The sequence below is a fragment of the Peptoniphilus genitalis genome (assembly GCF_023614525.1).
GTDB classification, from domain to species: domain Bacteria; phylum Bacillota; class Clostridia; order Tissierellales; family Peptoniphilaceae; genus Peptoniphilus_A; species Peptoniphilus_A genitalis.
The window spans coordinates 1838307-1858150 of record NZ_CP097885.1 but is presented as its reverse complement, the minus strand read 5'-3'; the positions used below and the strand labels follow the sequence as shown (position 1 = coordinate 1858150).

Below are 19844 nucleotides of genomic sequence, written 5' to 3'. Positions count from 1 at the left end.
ATTTTATTTCATCAGAAATAAAAAAATAGCCTGTACCAAAATCGGCACAGGCTTCTTACTCACATATTATAATAGTTGGTTCACTCTTCTCTGAATAACATAATAATCATATCCAGCATTAGTTAACCTTCTTTTTCTCTCTTCTCCATTACCCCATTTTCCACTTATAACTTCTTTTGCTAACTCATCGATTGTCTTACCAACTGGATATACTATCTTGCCATTAACATCGAATACTTTTAATCCAAATCTATCGGCACATCTTTTAGCATTATCTAAATTCTTAAACGCACCTTTCTGGCTTTTTACATCAGACCAAGATTTTCTAACTCTATATAGTCCACCTATTGATTTGCTAACAGTCTTATTATCTCTTAGTCTTTTATTGACTTCTCTTGCGATATATGGGAACTTACTGCCAAGGTATGGTCCAGGACAATTTGTACTAGAATACCACTCGTGTTTTTGAAGAACACCATCCTTACCTCCAGTGTAGGTGCAGGGATAGATTCCATTTCTCCTACAGATGTCTGTTACTAAATCAATTAGTCTATTTAAAACATAATCAGAAACCAACCACTGAGGTCCTCTCGTAGAGTTCCCTACTTCAATTGTGACTGCTCTATTGTCACACCAAGAAGATGAGGTTGTCCATGCTCTGTTAGATTCATCTACTCCTAAAACAATGACTCCATCGGATCCTAAATTGTAGTTAGCAGATGCTCGTCTTGACCTTGGCACAAATACTCCAGCAAGATTTCTACCATTTATAACTCCTGCCGCATGGTGGATTGCTATTTTAGTAATCTTTTGATTTCTTCTTCCGCTATGGTTTGGTGAAAGAATTGTTGCTTGTACTAATGGACTATTACTCATTTATTTTTCCTCCTTGAATTGTTCTAATACTTTTTTTAATTTTTCTGGTACTGGCAAACCTAAAGCTACAGAGTTTTCAAGTATAGAAAGCCCCTCATTTGCTATATAAAAAAAGATGATGGCTGTTCTTATCATTGTCCCATCACCTTTAATTAAATTTACATCACATAGGTTTGCTATTCCTACAACTATAAAAATCATAATCTTTTTTGCTATCCCTTTAAATCCTATGGACGAGGATAGCTTTCTTTCGACCCCTGCTCTTAAAACTCCTGTTAAATAGTCTGCAATAACAAAAGCAAGAAGTGTGTAAATAAAAGCATCTACACTTCCAAGATAAAATCCCAACCATCCTCCGATAGCTGTAAAACATACTTTTAGTATTTCTAAAAACTTATTCATTTTATTCCTCCTCTGTTAAGGTATATGTTATTTTCATTGTCTTATCTGCCGTTTTTAATATTGGACTTGATAGGTTGTTAATTGTTCCAAGATATGGAGTATGAAGAAATAAAAGTTTGTAAAACCTCTCCTCATAACCTCCAAATCCAATGACCAATGGCCCGATTGTCTTTGGATCCATCATTAAATTTGGTATTCCCTCTCCGCTATAATCAGAAACACTGTTTACTATGACTTGGTCTTTTTTATCAATTGCAAATTCATAACCTAATATATAGTCTCCCCACTTATATAGGTAACAGTATTCTCCCCCATATTTCGAAGTCCTAACTTCTTTACCTAATTCTATAACAGAAATATCTACAGGATTATTGATATTAATTTTATAGATTTTATCCGCACTATATGAATTTATCGAATATAGGTAGCCATCTTTAATACAGCTATATACATATCTATGACAGTAACTTCTATTTTTTTCATAGTAACTTCCTAATTTACCTAATCTTATTTCATTTAATGCCCACTCATCTATTTTCGTTGAGTAATCATTTTTATTTATTTTTATTCTTATTAGCTTATCTCTGTAAGTTCCAAAACCATACCAATTTCCATCTTCTCCGTCATAAAAACAACATTCGTTCCAAGTACTCAATTTACTAAAAAACTCTGATACGTCAATTGTTATCCTTTCCTCATTTTTATATCCTTTAGTGTAAATTGGATCATTTAAACCTATATTCGTAAATGGTTCCTTAAGTTTAACTAATTCTATAGATTTGTTGTCTAAAGGCCATATTGAAACCAAGGTGTTGTTTTCAACATCTATTTCAACACATCCGTTATATGCGTCCGAGACTTCTCTGTTTTTCCATAAGCTAATTTTATTTAATAATAAGAAGGGATCTTTACCATGAGTGTCTCCATAAAAATGTTTCCCTCCTCTATAATGTGTTAATGCCAATGAAGAGATTCTTCCGTTTGCCTGTGATGTAGAAAAGTCCCAGACAAACTTGTATCCATTTTCAAGAGGGGTTGATTCATTAAGATTAGCTGAACCTCTTCTTGGGGCATCCGTTGAATTTACATCGTTGGATGCATAACCTATTATTTGGTTATCTGAAGGAGCAAATATTTTATTTGGATCTTCTTCTAATTTATCCTCAAATAAAAGGATTCCACCATAACATTTAGTTGCTATAGGAAATATTTCTTTTTCATATTGAGTAATTCTCGAATCACCCATAGGGTACATTAACCCCATAGGATTGAGCCTTAATAAATCTGGAACTGCATTCGTTATTAAGTTTTCATCTTCATATATCTCCTTCCTATTTGTCCTCACATCAGTTAGTTCAATGACTGATTTACCTTTGAGCATTTCCTTCCTCCTTATCTTTAAATTCTGTAGTAATTTCTTCCGTATATTTTCTAAGCATTAATCCTTGATATTTAAATCTTCCTACCTTTTCATTAAATACTAGTGGTCTTGGGACTTGTCTTTCTACTTTGTATTCAGCTTTCAATTTTCTAAGCAGGAATGAATGACTAAGTTCTATTCTCTTCCAAGATTCATCAATCTTAATCTTTCCATCCCAAGCCTCCGTAGAACCTAAGGATTGACCAGATATAGCTGCAATAGCATTATCTTTACCTATCATAGCTTGTCCTGATTCAAGCCTAATAAGCACTGAGAAGTTGTTCATTGTCTTTTCTTGAAGTTTGGTTAATGGATAGAAAAGATTTAAAATGTGGTCACCACTTAGGTAGTTTTCTTTTGGAATGTGATGTTCTATTTTCGTATCATTAAAAACATAAGTAATAACTATCCTTGTTGGTATTTCTATGTTTTCAATAAAGTCTAATTCTTCTACTTCCTCTTTTTCTTCATACTTTGGAGGATCATAGGATTTTCCATCTTTATTTAATACCTCTACTCGCTTCTTGACACTCCTTGAAATCTTTCTTGTCTTTTCTTCGGTATCACAGATGATATTTAACAAGATAGATGCATTAAAAATTGCCTCCGTTTCTTTATTGGAGGCAAATTCTATACGAATTATCGGCGTGTCTGTGGTAGAAAGATTAAAGACAGAGTAATTAGAATAGGCATGAACTACCAACTTTTCCGATTCAATCTGATTTAAAAGTCCTACTATATTCTTATCATTCTTACTTTTAGCCTTAGATAAATAGGGGTTTTTCCCAACTCCTAAAATCCTGTGCTTCCCATTTATCTTGTATTCTATATCAGTGATAAGGCCTTCAATCTTTTCTTCTTCGTAAGAAATAGCTATCCTATCTCCAACATCAAGGCTTGGATCTCCTATAGTTACCATGTCAAAAGGGGTGTGATTAATCTTACAAATTTCAGTAAGAAGTACTTCACACATTCTTTTTCTTTTTTCTGGAAGTCCTAATTGCATTAAAGGATTTATTCCAAGGTTCATAGTTAGGCCATCATCATTTTCTAAAGAGTAGTATTCAGCTATTTTTGTCTTTGCATTTGTTGAGTTGATGGCTGTATATCTTGTCTTAAAATCTGATATTGATGAAGAAAATCTTTCTTCTGTTTTAATTTCAGTTGATATGCTTTCTGCATACTTTCTTAAAACCAACTTACCATCACGTGAAACCCCAGCAAAAGCACCAAGAGTCGATGCTATATAGTGAATAAAGTCCCTGTAAGTTTCTATATCATGGTCTTGATAAATTGCCAAAACTTCTTCACCATTAACAAAAGCTTTCACCTCATCTTCTGTCATGCCTAGTTTTACCTTGCACTTCTCACATGATAATGTAAGTAATTCAAAGGCTGTACCAAAGGTATCTGTTACTGGGAAGTTCTTATCAAACCTAAGCATATAATCATAGCCTTTTAATTCTAAAATCTTCTTAGACCTATTTGCTTCAGTAATGTCAAATATTCCCATCGGTATGGTTTCTATCTTTTTGTTTTCTAATTCTTGATGATAATAAAGTACTAATTTGGAATCCTCTAAAGAATACCTATCTATATCTGAAAAAAGACTGATTCCAAACTCCCCAGCATAAACTGTACCTATTTCAAGTTCAGAAGATCCAGAGCATGAACGATGAATGTATCCAGACCCTTTAAGAATATCTTGATTGGTAAATGGAATGATTGTTTCATCTTTTAAGATGATATTTCCCGTCCAGTAAAATTTACGAGAATTCTTTTTGATTGCTGTTTTATATTCATTGCTTGTTGGATGCATTAGTACTCCTCCAATGAAAAAGATACTTCCCACAATCCTTTATAAGAAGTATCTTTTATTAGTTTGACTTGAAACTTGTCTATATACATTTGTGACTCTTTTAGGTCCAACGTTTCTGTATCTAAGTATTTAACTTTAAGATTAGACTTGTTAGCAAGACCACTCAATATCTTCACAAGCTTAGGACTACATGAAAAACCTACAGAAATACTTGCTACTTTGTTTCTAACAATATCTCTTTGAATAGTTCCTGCCTCTGTCTCTCCTCCAGTATCTGCCTCAATATCTCTAAACTCCAAATCATAAGAATTTGGTAGAGGTAGGTCTACTCCTTCAATAATTAAATATGACTGATATTTCAATTTATACGACTACACCTCCATTCACTACGTCGCTTTGCTCCTTATTCATGGGGTGAGACTGCATCTAACCTACCAACAAAATCACAGATTTTGGGTTAGGTCATTATCTACCTCCACTTCTTAAATTCTTACGCATTGATGCATTAACAATAACTTCATCAAGGAGAGTTCCACCAAGATAAACTGGTATGACTATATCTCCAGTATTTTCTGATTTTAAATTAATGTTTGCAAGTGCATCGGATATTTGCCTTCCAATATCAATGCCACTTACAACAGATTCTTTATCATGTCCTCCAATCTCTAGAGATGATATATTGGGACTTAAAACCATATCACTTGCGACATTTTTCATAGAAGATTGAACTAATTTCCTACTCTTTTCTATTCCATTAGATAGACCTTCCATAAAGTCTGGCATCCATGATTCATAATCAGTAAGTGGACCAACATCTGGCACAGAGAAGTGCAGGTAAGACCTAATAGTTGATGCCACATTCGATACAGCCGATGTAACATTGCTAATCGCACTTCTAATCCCTCTTGCAATCCCGTTAATCATATCGGCTCCCCATGTATAGGCTTGAGATGCCAAATTCTTAATATGATTAACTGCATTGTTAAAACCATTTCTAATTGTGGACTGAATATTTGACATGGTCGATGAAATACTTGATCTCATCGAATTAAATGCAGACGATACTGCTGACTTCGCAGTATTTACTGCAGAGGAAATAGTCGACTTTATGGAGTTCCAAGCAGATGAAACAAAGGTCTTAATATTATTCATTGTTGATGAGATAAAGGTCTTTATCCCATTCCAGATTGATTCAAGGATTGTCTTAATAGAAGTCAAGATAGTCTCAATAGTTGTTTTTATATTGGTCCAGGATGTAGAAATAAATTCTCCAATGGCAGTAATGACTGTTGTTAAAAACTCTTTTAGTCCATTCCAAATGGTTTCTACTTTTACTTTAATTGCATCAAGAACTGTTGAAATTAAAGTCTTAATACCTTCCCAAGTAGTTTTTATAAACTCTCCAACTGCTGTAAATACTTCTGTAGTTGTAGTTGATATAGCTGTCCATATATTGGTAAAAGTAGTTTGAATTCCCGTCCAGAGGCTTGTAAAGAATTCTCCTAAACTTTGCCATAAACTCTTGGCTCCCTCAATAAAGGTATTCCAAGATTCAGTTAGAAAAGTTGTTATAGATGTCCAGATACTGTTCCATCCTTCAGAAAGTCCGTTCCATAGATTGGCAAAGAAGTCCTTGATGCTTTTCCAAGTATTCTTCACTCCTTCAATAAATCCGGACCAAAATTCTGATAGGAAACTTGTAATCTCAGTCCACGATTTTGTCCAAGATTCTGATATTCCTTGCCAGAGGTTTACGAAGAATTCTTTTATTCCATTCCAAATGGCAACAGTTGATTCCTTAATAGTTTCCCATATGGAGATGACCCCTTCTCTAAACCAGTCGCACTTCTTCCATAAAAGAATAAGACCAGCTATTACTGCACCAATAGCAATAGGAACAATACCAATGGCTGATACTACTGCAGTGATTGCTGGTATAAGTGTACCTGTAAAGATTCCAACTATCTTAGTTATTCCTCCTACTATTAGAGGTCCTTTGGTCATAATAGTTCCTATTGACCAGATAAGTTTTCCTACAATCATAAGTACAGGTCCAAGAGCAGCTATAAAAAGACCGATACCTGCAATAATACCTTTTACTGGTCCTGGAAGTGCATTAAGACCATTTACCAGTTTGGTTAATATATCTACTGCTTTTCTAACAGCAGGCATTAAAAGTTCTCCAAAGGATATGGCTAATTCTTCTAAGGCAGATTGTAAAATCTTTAATTGACCAGCCAGGTTATCCTGCATAGTAGCAGCCATTTTTTCTGCTGTTCCATCTGCCTTATAGATGGCATCACTTAAACTGTTATAGTCTTTTTCACTGGCATTTATAATTGCCAACATTCCAGACATGGCATTTTTACCAAATATCATGGATGCTGCTTGTGCTTTTTGAGTTCCATCTAAATTAGCAAAGGCTACCCTAAAGGTGCTTAGAGTTTCATCAAGTGAAAGGCCCTGTACATCTTCAATAGATAATCCCAACATGGACATTCCATTAATAACTTCTTTAGTTGGTGATGCGAGTCTTGTTAGTCCAGACCTTAAAGCGGTCCCTGCTTGTGAGCCTTTTATTCCTGCGTTAGCCATTAAACCTATAGCTACTGCTGTATCTTCAACTGAATAGCCAAGTGTCCCAGCAATAGGTGCAGCATATTTGAAGGTTTCACCCATTAATGAAACATTGGTATTGGCATTAGATGATGCAGCAGCAAGAACATCAGCAAAGTGAGAAGAGTCTTCAGCTTTTAAACCAAAGGCTGTAAGGGCATCTGTAACGATATCTGAAGTAGTAGCTAGATCCTCACCACTAGCTGCAGCAAGGTTCATGACTCCTTCAATACCACTAATCATATCTTTACTTTTCCAACCAGCCATAGCCATGTAGTTCATAGCCTCTGCCGCTTCAGATGCTGAGAACTTGGTCTTGGCCCCCATTTCACGAGCCTTTTCCCTTAGGGCATCAAAGTCGGAGCCTGTTGCACCAGATACTGCTTTTACCTTTGACATACCTGAATCAAAATCTGATGCAGTCTTTACAGCCGCTACCCCAAGACCTGCTACTGCAAGAGATACTGGCATCATTTTTCTTCCTACATTTTCTATATTTTGCCCTGTGTTTTGCCATTTTTCTCCAGTAATAGCTATGTTTTGCAGGGTTTGATTAGTGGTTGCACCTTGCCTTTCTAAAGATTTAAGGGCTTGTTCTGTTTCAATAATCTCTCGTTTAAGTGCATCATATTGCTCTTGGGAAATCTTTCCTTCTGCAAGAGCCTGTTCAGCTTGTTTTTGTGCCTCTTTCAAAGAAGTTAATTTGTTCTTTGTTTCTTCTAAGGTCTGTCCTAATAGCTTATGCTTTTGGGAGATAAGTTCTGTATTTCCAGGATCAAGTTTTAGAAGTTTATTGACATCACGAAGTTCTGATTGGGTATGTTTTATCTCCGTATTAACTTGTTTTAGTGCGGTCTGTAATTTGGTAGTATCTCCACCAATCTCAACAGTTATCCCTTTTATTCTATTTGCCAATATCTCACCTCCTCTTTAGAGATATATTTATCAGTGTTTTTGTTGATGTTTTTATCAATTTTTGCTATACTTATCTTGAGGTGATAAGTATGAATTTTGTAAAAGAATTATCCAATAAGACTGTATCCATTTCTGAATTCAATCGAGGTCTAGCTGGACGTATTTTCGATGATGTTAAAGTAAATGGTTCTAAAGTTGTATTAAAAAATAACGCCCCTGAGTGCATTCTTCTTTCCCCAGATGAATATATGAAACTTATTGATGAACTCGAAGATGCAAGAGATCTTATGCTTGCCAATACAAGGATGTCATCAATGGATAAATCCGATTTAATTTCTCAAGATGAATTTGAAGAAGCCTTTCATATCAATTTAAATGAAGTCTCTCCTCTTGATGAGGACGAAATTGAATGAACTATAAACTATCCTTTATAAAAGAAGCCATCCAAGACTATAAAGCCTTAGATGGATCTCAAAGAAAATTGTCGATAAAGCACTTAAGAGGATCTTGATAAATCCTCTTCCTAATACTGAAGGTGGGTATGGCAAGCCTCTTTCTAACCTTTCTGATTCTAAGCTTGCTGGTCTTATGAAAATTAAACTTAAGAGTTCAGGTCTTAGGATCGTTTATAAATTGGAAAAATCAGATGACGAAGTTCTTGTCATTATTATCGGTGCAAGAGCGGAATCCAAAGTCTATAAAGACGCTGAAAAAAGAGTAGCTAAGCTTGAAGATTAAAATTTATCAAAGTCTTCTTGCGTAGCTACTTCTTTATATTTATAGTCGTCATTATTCTTTTCTGTAAACATATCATTTACAAGTCCAATTGTTAGTAGAGATAAATCAGAAACAGAAAGACCAAGTTCCACTGCCCTTAATAGAAACAAGGGTGTAGTCATTGGTCTTTCTGTTGGCCTTACTTTTTTTTAGGAACTTCTTCCGATTTTATATTAAGTCCCCATAATTCAATTAGCTGAGGTAGAATTTGATAAATTGAAAAGGTTGAGAAATTATCCAACCATTCTTCTGGACTATCTGGTACAGATTTATCTCCATGCTTTGCCATTACATAGGCTATATTTTCAAATAGTTCTAATGAGCCTATATCTAGATTGGATTTATCTTCATCATTTTTCTTCATGGATTTTTCAAGTTCCATTAAGTCTTTGAAGATATCTCTTCCAAATTTAAGTCTATAGATTCTTGGGATTGCTGCTGATGCACGGAAAACAACTTCTTTCCCATCGATTTGAATTTTCTTGGTTAGTGCCATATTTATTTACCTCCAACACTTGCTCTTGAAGGTGTTACTGTATTTTCTGTTGGCATATAGACTGACTTGTACCAACCATCATAAGTTTCCTTTGTAGTCTCTTCGCCTGTTCTAGCCTTTACATTTCCATTTGGAAGTGGTCTTGCTTGAATAGACAAGGTTTCTGGTTGGACTTCTCTTGATTCCTCGTTGGTTTCTCCTTCAAGAGTAGGTCTTGCTGCTGAGCAGTTATACATGACGTGACGGATTTTCTTTTGGTCACCATCAAACTCAAATAACAGTGCAAAGTTTGCAGTTTCGGAATTTGAAGACTCAATAAGAACTTTATTTGAATCTGATCTTTCCATCAAAACATCCGTCCTAAAGGATTCTGGAATAAGGGCGATTTCTAAATCTCCATCATATCCCATATTGTTTGAAATAGTGTAGTATTCAATTCCATCTGCATAAAAGCTTTCAGGCTCTCCATTAGGATCCAATGAAATTGAAACAGCACCAGGCATTGGCACTGGTGTTTTATATTTAATAACGCCCTCTTCAGCTTTATCGAATAATGCATAATGCACATTGCAAATATTAAACTTTACCTTATTTGCCATAATTGTTACCTCCCATAAATTGTAGTGAGTCAGCTCCATCACAATTCTCTTCGCTCCTTATCAGTCGCAGAGAATTGGATTGCGTGACATCTGACCTACCTTCCACTCGCAAGGCTCGTGGGGTTAGGTCATTAACATTACAAATATTAAATTTAACTTTATTAGCCATTTTTTACCTCCATAGTAAATTCATAGAGAACTTCATAGAGTCTTTCTGATTCAATCCAAACTTCAGATTTTTCATAATAGATTTCTTCTCTATCAAGTATCTCTTCTATTTTTTCTTCTAGTTTTAAATCTTTCTTATCAGTGTAAAGTTCTAAGTCTATCTGGGTGTTTTTGTAAAAAACTACTCCATCTGCTCCAAAGTGTTTATTCTTTGGAAATAGATAGACTATAAATGGTGGATCTGGACTTTCTCCTTCAGCAAAGTGCGAGTATGCAAATGGAAGTCCTATTTTTTCAATTATTTTTAATAGCCTATCCATCGTTTAGTTTCCTCATAATATTTTCTTCCAATTCTCTGATTCCTTTCTCCTCAGCTGGACCAATGTGTGGCTTAGCAGATACTCTTCCTCCCTGCCTAAGAACATGACCTTTTTCAAGTAGATGAGCCAGTTGATATCTATTTCTTGAGTGAACTACGAGTTCTATTGAGTTTGATGTTTCTTTCATAGTTTTTACAGACCAGGACTTAGAATATTTCTTTGTCTCCCCTACAGGTGCATTTTCTTGTATGTCTTTTCTAATATTGCTACCAGCCTTTTTAACTTCCTTTTTGACTTCATCTGTTGCCATATCAGAATATTCTTCTAAGCCCTTCATTATTTCACTGGCTAGGTTTTCAATTTTTACATTCATCTACTCACCTTCCTACATCTAAACTTTATAAGTCTATTTTTATAGTTCATAAAGTCAATTGAGATGATATTGTAAATTTCATCATCAAATAGAATTCTGTACTCTGAAGTATTAATGTTCTTCAGACTATTTTGAAATCTTACAGTAAAAGAAATATCTGACCTGTCTACTTCCATCCCAAGAAATATTTCTTCTCCTTTTCCTTGAAAAGATATATAGGTTGATGTTGTTAGATAGTCCATCCATACTGATTTATGGTTACCAATTTCATCTACCTCAACATTTTTATTTTGAAAGGTTATTTTTCTATTTAAATCCGATATCCTCATTAGAACTCAGCCTTTCTCATTCCAAACAATAAAGCCCTTAGAGTTAAGTTTAGTTCAGAATAATCTGCCTCTTCTCTATGCTCATAAAGATACGCTGTCATATATAAGACAGCTATCTTTCCATTTGGATTTTTAGAAAGTTCTTCCTCACTATCAACTCTAGCTACATCCATGGAGTGCTTTATTGATGATTGGATGAGAGATTCAATCATCTCATCCTCATCATCAAAATCCACCCTTAAATAGGACTTTGCCTCCTCAAGAGTAATCATAATTTACTCCTTAGGCAGTAGTACCGATTTTTAATAGTTTAACTGCTTCTCTTAAAACTAAGATTCCATCAACTCTTTCTTTACCTAAGAAACCAACCATGCCATTACCAGCAAATAGTTCTTTTAAGTCTTGGAATGACCTATTTCCTCTATCTCCAATCTTGTAGTATGAAAAATCGCCAAAGGCTACAGCAAGTTTTCCTTTATCAGCTTTTGGAGCAAAGGCAGATGTGTAGGCAGGATATCCTAAAAGTCTATCCGGTTCTCCATCTTTAAGTGATGGTTGCCAAATATATGCACCATTAACATCTTTAAGTTTTCTAATTTGAGCAACTGTTGCATCATTTAAAATGAAGGCTGCTTTCTTTCTATAAGGTCTGTCTAAGGAGTAGACTAAATCAATTAGTTCATCTGCAGTAATTGTTTGAGCCTTTGTTGTACCTCCAAGTTCTCCACCTTTTTTAGAGTCAAAAATTCCTGTAGGCTTATTTACTCCATCGCCATTTAAGAAAGCATCCTCTTCAGCATTTGCTAGTGCTCTAGTAAATTCTTCAGTGATGTATTTTTCTAAATTAAAGGCTGCATCATAGAGAAGTTCTTCAGTAACTTTAATACCAACATGGAGTTTATGTGCATCAAGAGATACTTGATCGAATGTACCATCTCCAAAGGTAAGTTGACCACCTTCTTCAACCCATAGGGCTGCTGGTTTAGTAGCTGCAATATTAATTTTATGAAGTCCGGAAGTTTGAACTTTTGTAGCTAATTTTCTTACAATATTTTCATCTTCAAGACCATTTACAATATCTACTTCCATTTCTTCTGGAACTAAATATCCACCACTTTCATCTGTTCCTACTTTTAATTCATTAGAAATATCTCTAAAGTTAGTTCTTAATGCTTTCATCATAGACTTCTTATAGACATTTCTTGCCCTCATTGGCTTTTCTTCTTCATTAAAAGTAGCAGGTTCATTTGTTAATGCTTGAGTAGTAGGTTTTTCTAAAGTTTTATCCATTTCTTCTTCCCTCTTCTTTCTATCAATTTCACGAGTGTAATTCTCGATAGTTCTCTCCATCTCTTCATATGTCTTAAAGTCTTCATCAGACATTAGACCATTTTCATCTTTCTTAGATTCGGCAAATGCCTTTGCCTCATCCCAAGCTTTAGTTCTCTTTTCTAAAAGTTCTTTAATATTCATAATTACCTCCAAGTGTTTTTAATTTTGTTTAATCTTTCATCTACTTCTCTCATTGAGTGAGTCTTCACTTCTTTATTTATCTTTGTTAAAAGTGAGTTTGTAACTGCTCGCCTTGAAAAGACCATGTTCGTAACTTTTTCATCTTTTCTTTTATCGGTTAGAGTTCCATCACAAAAACCCATCTCGATGGCCTTATTCTTATCAAACCAAGTCTCTCCATCCATTAGATTAGAAATTTCTTCTCTTGATAAACCTGTCTTAATCTCATAGGCATTGATGATTGATTCCTTGACTTCCTTTAACATGTCCATAGCTTTTTGCATTTCTTTTGAGTCACCAATGGCTACAGTTAAAGGATTGTGAATCATCATTAATGATGTAGGACTCATCAATACTTCAGTTCCTGCCATAGCAATAACTGAAGCTGCTGATGCTGCGAGTCCATCAATCTTTATGGCCACATTTCCCTTGTGTTCTAAAAGCATGGTGTAAATTCTTGATGCTGCGATACAATCTCCACCAGGGGAGTTGATCCACACAGTTATGTCTCCACTTTTATTTTTTAATTCTTCAAAAAAGAGCCTTGGTGTGATTTCATCATCAAACCAAGACTCTTCTGCAATAACTCCATCTATATAGAGTTCATTTGAATTCTTATTCCAATTCCAAAATATTTTATTGTTCTTCATTAGTATTTATTTCTTCTCCTTTCTGCTGATAAAAACTACCTGCTTTATCAAGTGGTAGCATATTTCCATTTACAAGGTATAAGTCACCACCTTCTTCAGCTGATATCCTATCTAGGTTTTCTAATTCTCTTATGTCATTTGCACTCATCCAGCCATTTTGTCTTCCTACAGCATATCCATTCATCCTTGATTCATAGTCTCCCCTCAGAAGTCCATCAAGATTAAATTTAATAAAGTAGGATTCTTTTTCTTTCTTTGTTAATAGTGCTCTTTCCAAAGATTGCTCCCAACGAACAATCCAAGGGTCAAGAGTGTATTTAACAAATTCAAGCGACTGCTGTTCTATATTTGAAAATGACGACTTCTCCAAGTCTCCAATCATGTGAGGTGGTATTCTGAATATCCTTGCTATCTCATTTAATTGAAACTTTCTAGTTTCCAAAAACTGGGCCTCACTTGGTGCGATGGCTATTGGTTGGTATTTCATCCCTTCTTCAAGTACAGCCACTTTATTGGCATTTTTAGGCCCTTGAAATGCAGCATTCCATGACGCTCTAACTCTTTCTGGGTCTTTGATGATTCCTGGATGCTCTAAAACCCCACCAGGCTGTGCTCCATTTTGAAAGAATGACGCTCCATAATCTTCGCAAGCCATAGCCATACCAATTGCATTTTTTGCCATTGTAATTGGTGAGTATCCAATAAGACCATCAAAACCAAGTCCTGGTATATGAAGGACATCTTCTTTTAAAAGATAAACTTCTTCTGATTTATGACTGTATTTATAGAAGATTTCTCCATCTTCACTTCTCATAACCGTCATCTTATTCGGCATTAATGGGTAAAGTCCTATGACCTCATTTCTTCCATTACGAATTATCTGAGCGTAGGCATTACCCCAAAGTAATAGATGGGTCATTAGTGTTTCTCTAAAAACAAATGAAGTCATCTCTATATTTGGTTCATCGTGCAAAAGAAAATATATGGCATGGTCTTTTGCTTTTTCCTTTGAGTTTGAATCTCCTCTTTTATATAGATGAAGAGGAAGTCCTGCTAAGGTTTCAGCAAGCACTCTCACACATGAATAAACTGCAGTCATTTGCATAGCAGTAAACTCGTTTACATTCGTACCTGCTGTTGTCCTTCCAAATAAAAAAGACGATGAAGATATCCTCTCCCCGTCTTTAGGTTTATCTCTCGACTTAAATATTAAATTTAAAATGTTTATATTACCACCTTCCTAAAAGTTGGTATGAAAAAAGCACCTACTAATGTAGATGCTAAAAAAAATATCATTAATAAATATATGTTAAAACCACTTTGACTTTTCTTTTCTAAATTTAGGAATCTCTCCATAAGCATATGGATTATAATTATCTATATTACATCCAAATTCTTTTAATTCTATTATTTTATTATCAAAATCCCATTTAACCAAAGAAATTCCATTAAATTCATCAATTTTCCCATTATTCATCACTGATTTAAAATGCCATTCCACAATTGATTGGTCTTTAAAGTCTAAAAATTGTACAATATCCCATGTTTCAACTTTTGCACGACTGTTCCATTCTTTAAACCATAACTCGAGTGTACTGCGATTATTATACTTTGGCCCCCAACTTTCTGTATACACAATATCATTAGCAAAAATATCTTTAATTCCTAAGTCTTGTTTTTTTATCCACATATCAAACCATAAACGAATAATATCTTCTCTATTCCTCATGAATATCACCTCAAAAATGTTTCTATTTTATTTATATACCCATATTAAAAAACAATCAATCCCCTATCATCATAAACCGATTCACTTGTATCATTACCACATCTTATTGCTCTATCAAGGGCCATGATTGTAGCAATAACTCCATCTATTTTTTCTGTAGACTTTTCTTTGTCTGCCTTAATGTTTCCAGCAGGATCAGTTTTTATAAAAATATTATCCATCATCCATCTTAGGACGGGATGTCCTCCATGGGCTATTTTTCTTTCAAGTGTTAGTTTCATTAATTCTTTTGTTGGTGGAGACATATCCTTAAATCCTTGACCAAATGGAACTACTGTAAAACCCATGCCTTCTAAGTTTTGAACCATCTGAACTGCTCCCCACCTGTCAAAGGCAATTTCTCGTATGTTATATATCTCGCCTAAGTCTTCGATAAATTTTTCAATAAACCCATAGTGGACTACATTTCCTTCTGTTGTCATAATATAGCCTTGTTTTTTCCATAGGTCATAGTTTACATGGTCTCTTTTTACTCTTAGGTCGAGGTTATCTTCTGGTAACCAAAAGTAGGGTAATATTTGATATTTATCATCTTCGTCTATTGGAGGAAAGACTAAAACAAAAGCTGTAATATCCGTTGTGCTTGATAGGTCAAGACCACCATAACAGACTCTGCCCTTTAGTTCTTCTTCATTAACAGCAAAGTTACATAAATCCCATTTTTCCATAGGCATCCATCTAATTGCTTGTTTGACCCACTGATTTAATCTTAACTGCCTAAAGGCATTCTCTTCAGTTGGATTTTGCTTAGCCGATTCACAGGCTTGTCTTACTTTTTCTATTGGAACTGTAATTCCTAGAGAGGGATTTGCCTTATGCCATACTTTTTCATCTGTCCAATCATCTTCTCTGTCTGCTCCATAGATTACAGGATAGAAAGTTGGATCCGTTTTTCTTCCTTCAAGTATGTCGACTGCCTTTTGATGCGTTTCGTAGCAGATTGATTTCGTATCTGTTCCTGCAGTTGTAATAAGAAAATATAGAGGTTGGGTTCTTGCATCACCAGACCCTTTTGTCATAACATCAAATAATTTTCTATTGGGCTGAGTATGAAGCTCGTCAAAGACCACACCATGAATATTAAATCCGTGTTTAGAATAAGCCTCTGCAGATAAAACTTGATAGAAAGAATTGGTCGGCTTATATATCATTCTCTTTTGAGATGCTAGAATCTTTACTCTTTTAGATAAGGCTGGACTCATCCTTACCATATCAGCTGCAACATCAAAAACTATAGTTGCTTGCTGTCTATCGGCGGCACAACCATATACCTCTGCTCTTTCTTCTCCATCACCACAAGTAAGAAGGAGTGCTACAGCAGCTGCAAGTTCTGACTTTCCCATTTTCTTTGGTATTTCAATATAGGCTGTATTAAATTGTCTATATCCCGTATCTTTCACTATGCCAAACAGATCTCTAATGATTTCTTCTTGCCAGTCAATAAGCTTAAAATCTTTACCTGCCCATCTACCTTTTGTGTGTTTAAGACATTCTATAAAGGTGACGGCATAATCTGCCTTGTTTTTATCATAATGAGATGTAGGTAGCATAAATTTTGTTGGTTTATATTTCATTTGACCTCCTTCCTTGAAAAATAGGCATAAAAAATAGCCACTTGCTAGTGACTTCTACTACAACAAATAGAGCCTAAACTCTATTTGGAATTTTTTTATCTTTGTCTTGCTATGTTTAATTCTTTGTAAGCTTTCTTTAATTCTCTTTCTAGTGTTTCTGATTCTGTAAAAAGTTGGAATTCTTCATCTGTTAAATTTCCTTTTGATACTTCCCAAAGTTCTTCATGAACTTGGTCTGCACATTTCTTTGCTGTTCCTGCTATGTCTAAAAGGTTAATGGCTGCTCCAGTCTTGCCTTCTTTTGATTTTTTTATTGAGCTTTCTGCGTATCTTTTGCAAGCTTTAACTTCTGCTTCTAATCTTTCTAAAAGGTCTTTTTTCATGGTAATGTTCTCCTTCTCTTTTGTTGTACACATATTCCCGTACAAGAAGAGATAAGTCAAGCAATTATCTTGCTCAACTCTCTATTTTTATTATTAATTTCTCTTGAAAAGGAGGGCTGGTGCATATTCTTTTTCCTCTTTGCTCTCTTTGAAATTCCAATTAGTCCTTCCTGTATCTATTTCAATTAAGTCTATAGGAAAGTAACCTTTTCTTTTAAAACTTTTTAATCCTTTCATAAGACCTGTTGACTGGTCTGAAATTGTAAATTCTTGTATTCCAAATCTTTCAAGATTCTCTATCATATCTTCGTGATTATCTACAAATCCAATGTCATCAAAGTTTATGATGTCTCGCCCTATCCTTTGGGATTCCCTATATGCCCAATAAAATCTGTAACTGATTTTATTTTCTTCGAATTCTTCTTTTTCTTTAATGTTTTCTAACAATTCAATCTTTTTCATTTTTGTACCTCCTCTTTTGTTGTACACATATTCCCGTACAATAGAGGAATAGTCAAGCAATGTATGGTTATTTAATTAGATTTTTCAATAATATCCTCCCTAAAAATTACATTTAACATCGAACCATTATCCCATTTTACTAGGATTGATCCAAGGGCATCTACTCCATAAACTGTACCTAAAGTTCCAACTGGAGGTGCTTGGTCATCTTCCATTTGGATTAGTTTCACTCTTGTACCTACTGGATACGTCTCTTTCAATTTTTGTATAATTTCCCTTGAAATCATCTAATCACCTCACATACATATATCACTCAATCTAGGATTTATATCAAGTCAGATTAATAACATCTTCATACTTATATTTTTTTCCATCTCTTAAAAGGCTTATATCTTCATCACTACCCACTAAATTTAAATATCTTTTTACTGCTACATCAACAAATTTAGGTTCTATTTCTATTCCATAGCAGATTCGATTAAGCTCCTCACAGGCAATTAATGTAGATGCACTTCCTAAAAATCCATCAAGGACTAAGCCATTTGTTTGAGTTGATTGCTTTATTAAATAAGCAATAAGTGGTACTGGTTTTGATGATGGATGACCACATCCTTCTTTTTCAGAATCTTTAATTCCATCAAATTCAAAGACTGCTGTTTGCTTTTGATCTCCATACCAGTTATGTTTTCCATCTTTTCTCCAACCAAAGATAATAGGCTCCATATTAAATTTCCAATCTGTTCTCATGAAAGGAGCTCTTGGTTTTTTCCAAATCAGTCCTGCACCAACTTTAAATCCAGCATCTTCAAAAGCATCATAGAAAACTCTTGCCTTCATCGTTGCATAGAATTCATAAATAGATGCATCTTTGGCCATTGCATCTTTGAAGTTAGTAAATACCTTCATTAAAAATTCATAGGCTTCCTTATCATTAAGATTGTCATTTTTAATTGTTCCCGATTTATTTTTCAAATCTACAAAATATGGTGCATCTGTACATACTAAATTGACCTTAGTTTCACCTAGTAACTTTTCAAAAGTATCCCATAGAGTAGAATCTCCACAGATAACTTTATGTCTTCCTAGAGCCCATATATCTCCTTCTTTAGAAAAAGTTGGTTTATTTAGTTCTCCCTCAATATCAAAGTCATCTTCTTTTGCTTCACTACCTAAATCAAAAAGCTGACCCAGTTCTTCTTCCGAAAAACCTGTCAGCTCTACGTTAAATCCATATTCTTCTAATGATTCTAGTTCGATTTTTAGTAATTCTTCATCCCAACCAGCATCAAGACTTAACTTATTATCAGCAAGAACATAAGCTTTTCTTTGTGCCTCTGTGAGATGATTTTCTAAAATACATGGAACTTTCTTTAGTCCTAGTTTCTTAGCCGCTAGAAGTCTGCAATGTCCTGCTGTAATAACATTCTCATCTGAAATTAAGATAGGATTTAAAAATCCAAATTCTTTTATAGATGCAGCTACCTTATTTACTTGTTCGTCAGTATGCGTTCTAGCATTACTAATATATGGGATGAGTTCATCTACATTTTTTAATTCATATTGTAATAGTCCTTCTTTCATTAGATGAGCCCCCACTTTGCAAATTCCTCAAAACCACCAATAGATTTTACATAGTCTTCGGCAATTTCTACTATTTCTTCATAGGCTTTATCACCAACAAATTCATCTCCAATGGCACAGGATAATTCTATATCCCTATTTTCTTTTTGTGCTTTTAGGTGGGCGTAGATATTGACCGATACATCTGCCTTAGATAGGTCTTTACCATGTAGTCCACCACCAGTTACAGCTCGACCCATATCTGAACCTAGCTTTCTATTGGTTGCTCCAGTATCTACATTAAATCCTCCAGTCCAATCTCCTAATGGATTTACAATTGCTCTTGGATAAATTGATTTTAAAATTTCCGTAGATACATTTGACTGACAAATAATAAGTTTATCCCCATCGAGAATATATTTCCCATCATATGGGTAGTCCCTATAAATTTCTCTGGCTATAGTTGAGAGTTTCTTTTCTTCTTCAGATGTAGGCACTCCTTTAAATATTCCATTATCCCCACATCTAATCTTTTCTTTTTGATTGTTCGATAAGTGAATGTCTTGCTCTACAATTTTTACATCGGCTTTTACTTCTCCTGCTATTCTATTAATAGCTGATTTGATTTCTTCAACATCTAACTTGCAGTCCGTTTCTATAATCACATGACAGTCTCCATGTCCCAGTAAAACTTCAACTGCTATTTTAGGATTATCTTTTTCTTTATATGCTAAATCTACAATTGCACCAGCAATACAATCTGCTATTTTATCAACGTGTGATGGATTCACTTTTTCAAACATA

The 19844-nt window shown here is 34.6% G+C and carries 25 protein-coding genes; 2 read left to right on the top strand and 23 right to left on the bottom strand.

The genetic code is table 11. The annotated features are described in order from the left end of the window. Positions 1–66: 66 nt before the first annotated feature. From M9426_RS08940 to M9426_RS08915, 6 genes are all read right to left on the bottom strand, one after another. Positions 67–876 (bottom strand): N-acetylmuramoyl-L-alanine amidase, encoded by an 810-nt coding sequence (locus M9426_RS08940; RefSeq protein WP_156329537.1) that lies wholly within the window; start codon positions 874–876, stop codon positions 67–69. Then, on the bottom strand, positions 877–1278 hold the full coding sequence (locus M9426_RS08935) for a phage holin family protein (RefSeq protein ID WP_156329538.1): 402 nt from the start codon (positions 1276–1278) through the stop codon (positions 877–879). Position 1279: 1 nt separating this feature from the next. Continuing rightward, positions 1280–2659: a hypothetical protein gene (locus M9426_RS08930; protein ID WP_156329539.1), complete on the bottom strand. Its 1380-nt coding sequence runs from the start codon at positions 2657–2659 to the stop codon at positions 1280–1282. Next, complete coding sequence (locus M9426_RS08925) at positions 2646–4517, bottom strand: hypothetical protein (protein ID WP_250342018.1); 1872 nt, start codon at positions 4515–4517, stop codon at positions 2646–2648. Before M9426_RS08925 ends, M9426_RS08930 begins: the two co-directional genes overlap by 14 nt. Beyond that, the gene (locus tag M9426_RS08920) at positions 4517–4879 is read right to left on the bottom strand and encodes a hypothetical protein (protein ID WP_250342017.1); all 363 of its coding nucleotides are present in this window, start codon (positions 4877–4879) and stop codon (positions 4517–4519) included. Before M9426_RS08920 ends, M9426_RS08925 begins: the two co-directional genes overlap by 1 nt. A gap of 103 nt (positions 4880–4982) precedes the next feature. Next, positions 4983–8048, bottom strand: coding sequence for a phage tail tape measure protein (locus M9426_RS08915; RefSeq protein WP_250342016.1), 3066 nt, complete (start codon positions 8046–8048; stop codon positions 4983–4985). Between the two features lie 89 nt (positions 8049–8137). Here M9426_RS08915 and M9426_RS08910 point away from each other — a divergent pair, with 89 nt between their 5' ends. Together M9426_RS08910 and M9426_RS08905 are read left to right on the top strand one after the other, a co-directional pair. Further along, a complete protein-coding gene (locus tag M9426_RS08910; RefSeq protein WP_019131811.1) occupies positions 8138–8461 on the top strand; it encodes a type II toxin-antitoxin system Phd/YefM family antitoxin in 324 nt (107 codons plus the stop codon). Positions 8462–8555: 94 nt separating this feature from the next. Continuing rightward, a complete protein-coding gene (locus M9426_RS08905; RefSeq protein WP_019131813.1) occupies positions 8556–8786 on the top strand; it encodes a hypothetical protein in 231 nt (76 codons plus the stop codon). Here the strand turns inward: M9426_RS08905 and M9426_RS08900 are convergent. From M9426_RS08900 to M9426_RS08820, 17 genes are all read right to left on the bottom strand, one after another. Next, positions 8783–8947 carry a hypothetical protein gene (locus M9426_RS08900; RefSeq protein WP_004816339.1) on the bottom strand — a complete coding sequence of 55 codons (165 nt, stop codon included), beginning with the start codon at positions 8945–8947 and terminating at the stop codon, positions 8783–8785. The two genes, M9426_RS08905 and M9426_RS08900, sit on opposite strands and share 4 nt — an antisense overlap. 17 nt (positions 8948–8964) lie before the next feature. Next, complete coding sequence (locus tag M9426_RS08895) at positions 8965–9321, bottom strand: hypothetical protein (RefSeq protein WP_019117844.1); 357 nt, start codon at positions 9319–9321, stop codon at positions 8965–8967. Positions 9322–9323: 2 nt separating this feature from the next. Beyond that, positions 9324–9920, bottom strand: a complete 597-nt coding sequence (locus tag M9426_RS08890) for a major tail protein (protein ID WP_019131814.1) — start codon at positions 9918–9920, stop codon at positions 9324–9326. Positions 9921–10081: 161 nt separating this feature from the next. Continuing rightward, the gene (locus M9426_RS08885) at positions 10082–10408 is read right to left on the bottom strand and encodes a hypothetical protein (protein WP_250342015.1); all 327 of its coding nucleotides are present in this window, start codon (positions 10406–10408) and stop codon (positions 10082–10084) included. Further along, positions 10401–10781 carry an HK97 gp10 family phage protein gene (locus M9426_RS08880; protein WP_002834872.1) on the bottom strand — a complete coding sequence of 127 codons (381 nt, stop codon included), beginning with the start codon at positions 10779–10781 and terminating at the stop codon, positions 10401–10403. The genes M9426_RS08885 and M9426_RS08880 overlap by 8 nt, the downstream gene beginning before the upstream one ends. Then, a complete protein-coding gene (locus M9426_RS08875; RefSeq protein ID WP_002834874.1) occupies positions 10778–11110 on the bottom strand; it encodes a phage head closure protein in 333 nt (110 codons plus the stop codon). Before M9426_RS08875 ends, M9426_RS08880 begins: the two co-directional genes overlap by 4 nt. Then, entirely contained in the window at positions 11110–11382 is a 273-nt protein-coding gene (locus M9426_RS08870) for a head-tail connector protein (protein WP_002834875.1), read from the bottom strand. Before M9426_RS08870 ends, M9426_RS08875 begins: the two co-directional genes overlap by 1 nt. Positions 11383–11392: 10 nt before the next feature. Next, complete coding sequence (locus M9426_RS08865) at positions 11393–12583, bottom strand: phage major capsid protein (protein ID WP_002834876.1); 1191 nt, start codon at positions 12581–12583, stop codon at positions 11393–11395. Between the two features lie 2 nt (positions 12584–12585). Next, positions 12586–13272 carry a head maturation protease, ClpP-related gene (locus M9426_RS08860; RefSeq protein WP_002834877.1) on the bottom strand — a complete coding sequence of 229 codons (687 nt, stop codon included), beginning with the start codon at positions 13270–13272 and terminating at the stop codon, positions 12586–12588. Beyond that, positions 13259–14377: a phage portal protein gene (locus M9426_RS08855; RefSeq protein WP_230454528.1), complete on the bottom strand. Its 1119-nt coding sequence runs from the start codon at positions 14375–14377 to the stop codon at positions 13259–13261. Before M9426_RS08855 ends, M9426_RS08860 begins: the two co-directional genes overlap by 14 nt. A gap of 204 nt (positions 14378–14581) precedes the next feature. Beyond that, positions 14582–15001, bottom strand: a complete 420-nt coding sequence (locus M9426_RS08850; protein WP_002834879.1) for a nuclear transport factor 2 family protein — start codon at positions 14999–15001, stop codon at positions 14582–14584. 44 nt (positions 15002–15045) lie between these two features. After that, complete coding sequence (locus M9426_RS08845; RefSeq protein ID WP_002834880.1) at positions 15046–16635, bottom strand: terminase large subunit; 1590 nt, start codon at positions 16633–16635, stop codon at positions 15046–15048. A 95-nt stretch (positions 16636–16730) separates the two neighbouring features. Then, positions 16731–17018, bottom strand: a complete 288-nt coding sequence (locus M9426_RS08840) for a hypothetical protein (protein ID WP_035109041.1) — start codon at positions 17016–17018, stop codon at positions 16731–16733. Between the two features lie 93 nt (positions 17019–17111). Continuing rightward, positions 17112–17480 (bottom strand): DUF7698 family protein, encoded by a 369-nt coding sequence (locus tag M9426_RS08835; protein ID WP_035109042.1) that lies wholly within the window; start codon positions 17478–17480, stop codon positions 17112–17114. A gap of 71 nt (positions 17481–17551) precedes the next feature. Then, positions 17552–17767, bottom strand: coding sequence for a DUF4314 domain-containing protein (locus M9426_RS08830; protein WP_002834883.1), 216 nt, complete (start codon positions 17765–17767; stop codon positions 17552–17554). A 43-nt stretch (positions 17768–17810) separates the two neighbouring features. Then, entirely contained in the window at positions 17811–19061 is a 1251-nt protein-coding gene (locus tag M9426_RS08825; protein ID WP_002834884.1) for a site-specific DNA-methyltransferase, read from the bottom strand. Beyond that, positions 19061–19843, bottom strand: a complete 783-nt coding sequence (locus tag M9426_RS08820) for an S-adenosylmethionine synthetase N-terminal domain-containing protein (RefSeq protein WP_002834885.1) — start codon at positions 19841–19843, stop codon at positions 19061–19063. The genes M9426_RS08825 and M9426_RS08820 overlap by 1 nt, the downstream gene beginning before the upstream one ends. Position 19844: the final 1 nt, after the last annotated feature.

Excerpts from the sequence above, each read along its gene's own strand:
- M9426_RS08845 (WP_002834880.1), bottom strand. The coding sequence starts at position 16,635 with ATGAAATATAAACCAACAAAATTTATGCTACCTACATCTCATTATGAT.
- M9426_RS08930 (WP_156329539.1), bottom strand. The coding sequence starts at position 2,659 with ATGCTCAAAGGTAAATCAGTCATTGAACTAACTGATGTGAGGACAAAT.
- M9426_RS08835 (WP_035109042.1), bottom strand. The coding sequence starts at position 17,480 with ATGAAAAAGATTGAATTGTTAGAAAACATTAAAGAAAAAGAAGAATTC.
- M9426_RS08890 (WP_019131814.1), bottom strand. The coding sequence starts at position 9,920 with ATGGCAAATAAGGTAAAGTTTAATATTTGCAATGTGCATTATGCATTA.
- M9426_RS08840 (WP_035109041.1), bottom strand. The coding sequence starts at position 17,018 with ATGAAAAAAGACCTTTTAGAAAGATTAGAAGCAGAAGTTAAAGCTTGC.
- M9426_RS08900 (WP_004816339.1), bottom strand. The coding sequence starts at position 8,947 with ATGACTACACCCTTGTTTCTATTAAGGGCAGTGGAACTTGGTCTTTCT.
- M9426_RS08830 (WP_002834883.1), bottom strand. The coding sequence starts at position 17,767 with ATGATTTCAAGGGAAATTATACAAAAATTGAAAGAGACGTATCCAGTA.
- M9426_RS08940 (WP_156329537.1), bottom strand. The coding sequence starts at position 876 with ATGAGTAATAGTCCATTAGTACAAGCAACAATTCTTTCACCAAACCAT.
- M9426_RS08860 (WP_002834877.1), bottom strand. The coding sequence starts at position 13,272 with ATGAAGAACAATAAAATATTTTGGAATTGGAATAAGAATTCAAATGAA.
- M9426_RS08855 (WP_230454528.1), bottom strand. The coding sequence starts at position 14,377 with ATGCAAATGACTGCAGTTTATTCATGTGTGAGAGTGCTTGCTGAAACC.
- M9426_RS08865 (WP_002834876.1), bottom strand. The coding sequence starts at position 12,583 with ATGAATATTAAAGAACTTTTAGAAAAGAGAACTAAAGCTTGGGATGAG.
- M9426_RS08910 (WP_019131811.1), top strand. The coding sequence starts at position 8,138 with ATGAATTTTGTAAAAGAATTATCCAATAAGACTGTATCCATTTCTGAA.
- M9426_RS08880 (WP_002834872.1), bottom strand. The coding sequence starts at position 10,781 with ATGAATGTAAAAATTGAAAACCTAGCCAGTGAAATAATGAAGGGCTTA.
- M9426_RS08875 (WP_002834874.1), bottom strand. The coding sequence starts at position 11,110 with ATGAGGATATCGGATTTAAATAGAAAAATAACCTTTCAAAATAAAAAT.
- M9426_RS08850 (WP_002834879.1), bottom strand. The coding sequence starts at position 15,001 with ATGAGGAATAGAGAAGATATTATTCGTTTATGGTTTGATATGTGGATA.
- M9426_RS08935 (WP_156329538.1), bottom strand. The coding sequence starts at position 1,278 with ATGAATAAGTTTTTAGAAATACTAAAAGTATGTTTTACAGCTATCGGA.
- M9426_RS08825 (WP_002834884.1), bottom strand. The coding sequence starts at position 19,061 with ATGAAAGAAGGACTATTACAATATGAATTAAAAAATGTAGATGAACTC.
- M9426_RS08895 (WP_019117844.1), bottom strand. The coding sequence starts at position 9,321 with ATGGCACTAACCAAGAAAATTCAAATCGATGGGAAAGAAGTTGTTTTC.
- M9426_RS08870 (WP_002834875.1), bottom strand. The coding sequence starts at position 11,382 with ATGATTACTCTTGAGGAGGCAAAGTCCTATTTAAGGGTGGATTTTGAT.
- M9426_RS08925 (WP_250342018.1), bottom strand. The coding sequence starts at position 4,517 with ATGCATCCAACAAGCAATGAATATAAAACAGCAATCAAAAAGAATTCT.
- M9426_RS08885 (WP_250342015.1), bottom strand. The coding sequence starts at position 10,408 with ATGGATAGGCTATTAAAAATAATTGAAAAAATAGGACTTCCATTTGCA.
- M9426_RS08820 (WP_002834885.1), bottom strand. The coding sequence starts at position 19,843 with ATGTTTGAAAAAGTGAATCCATCACACGTTGATAAAATAGCAGATTGT.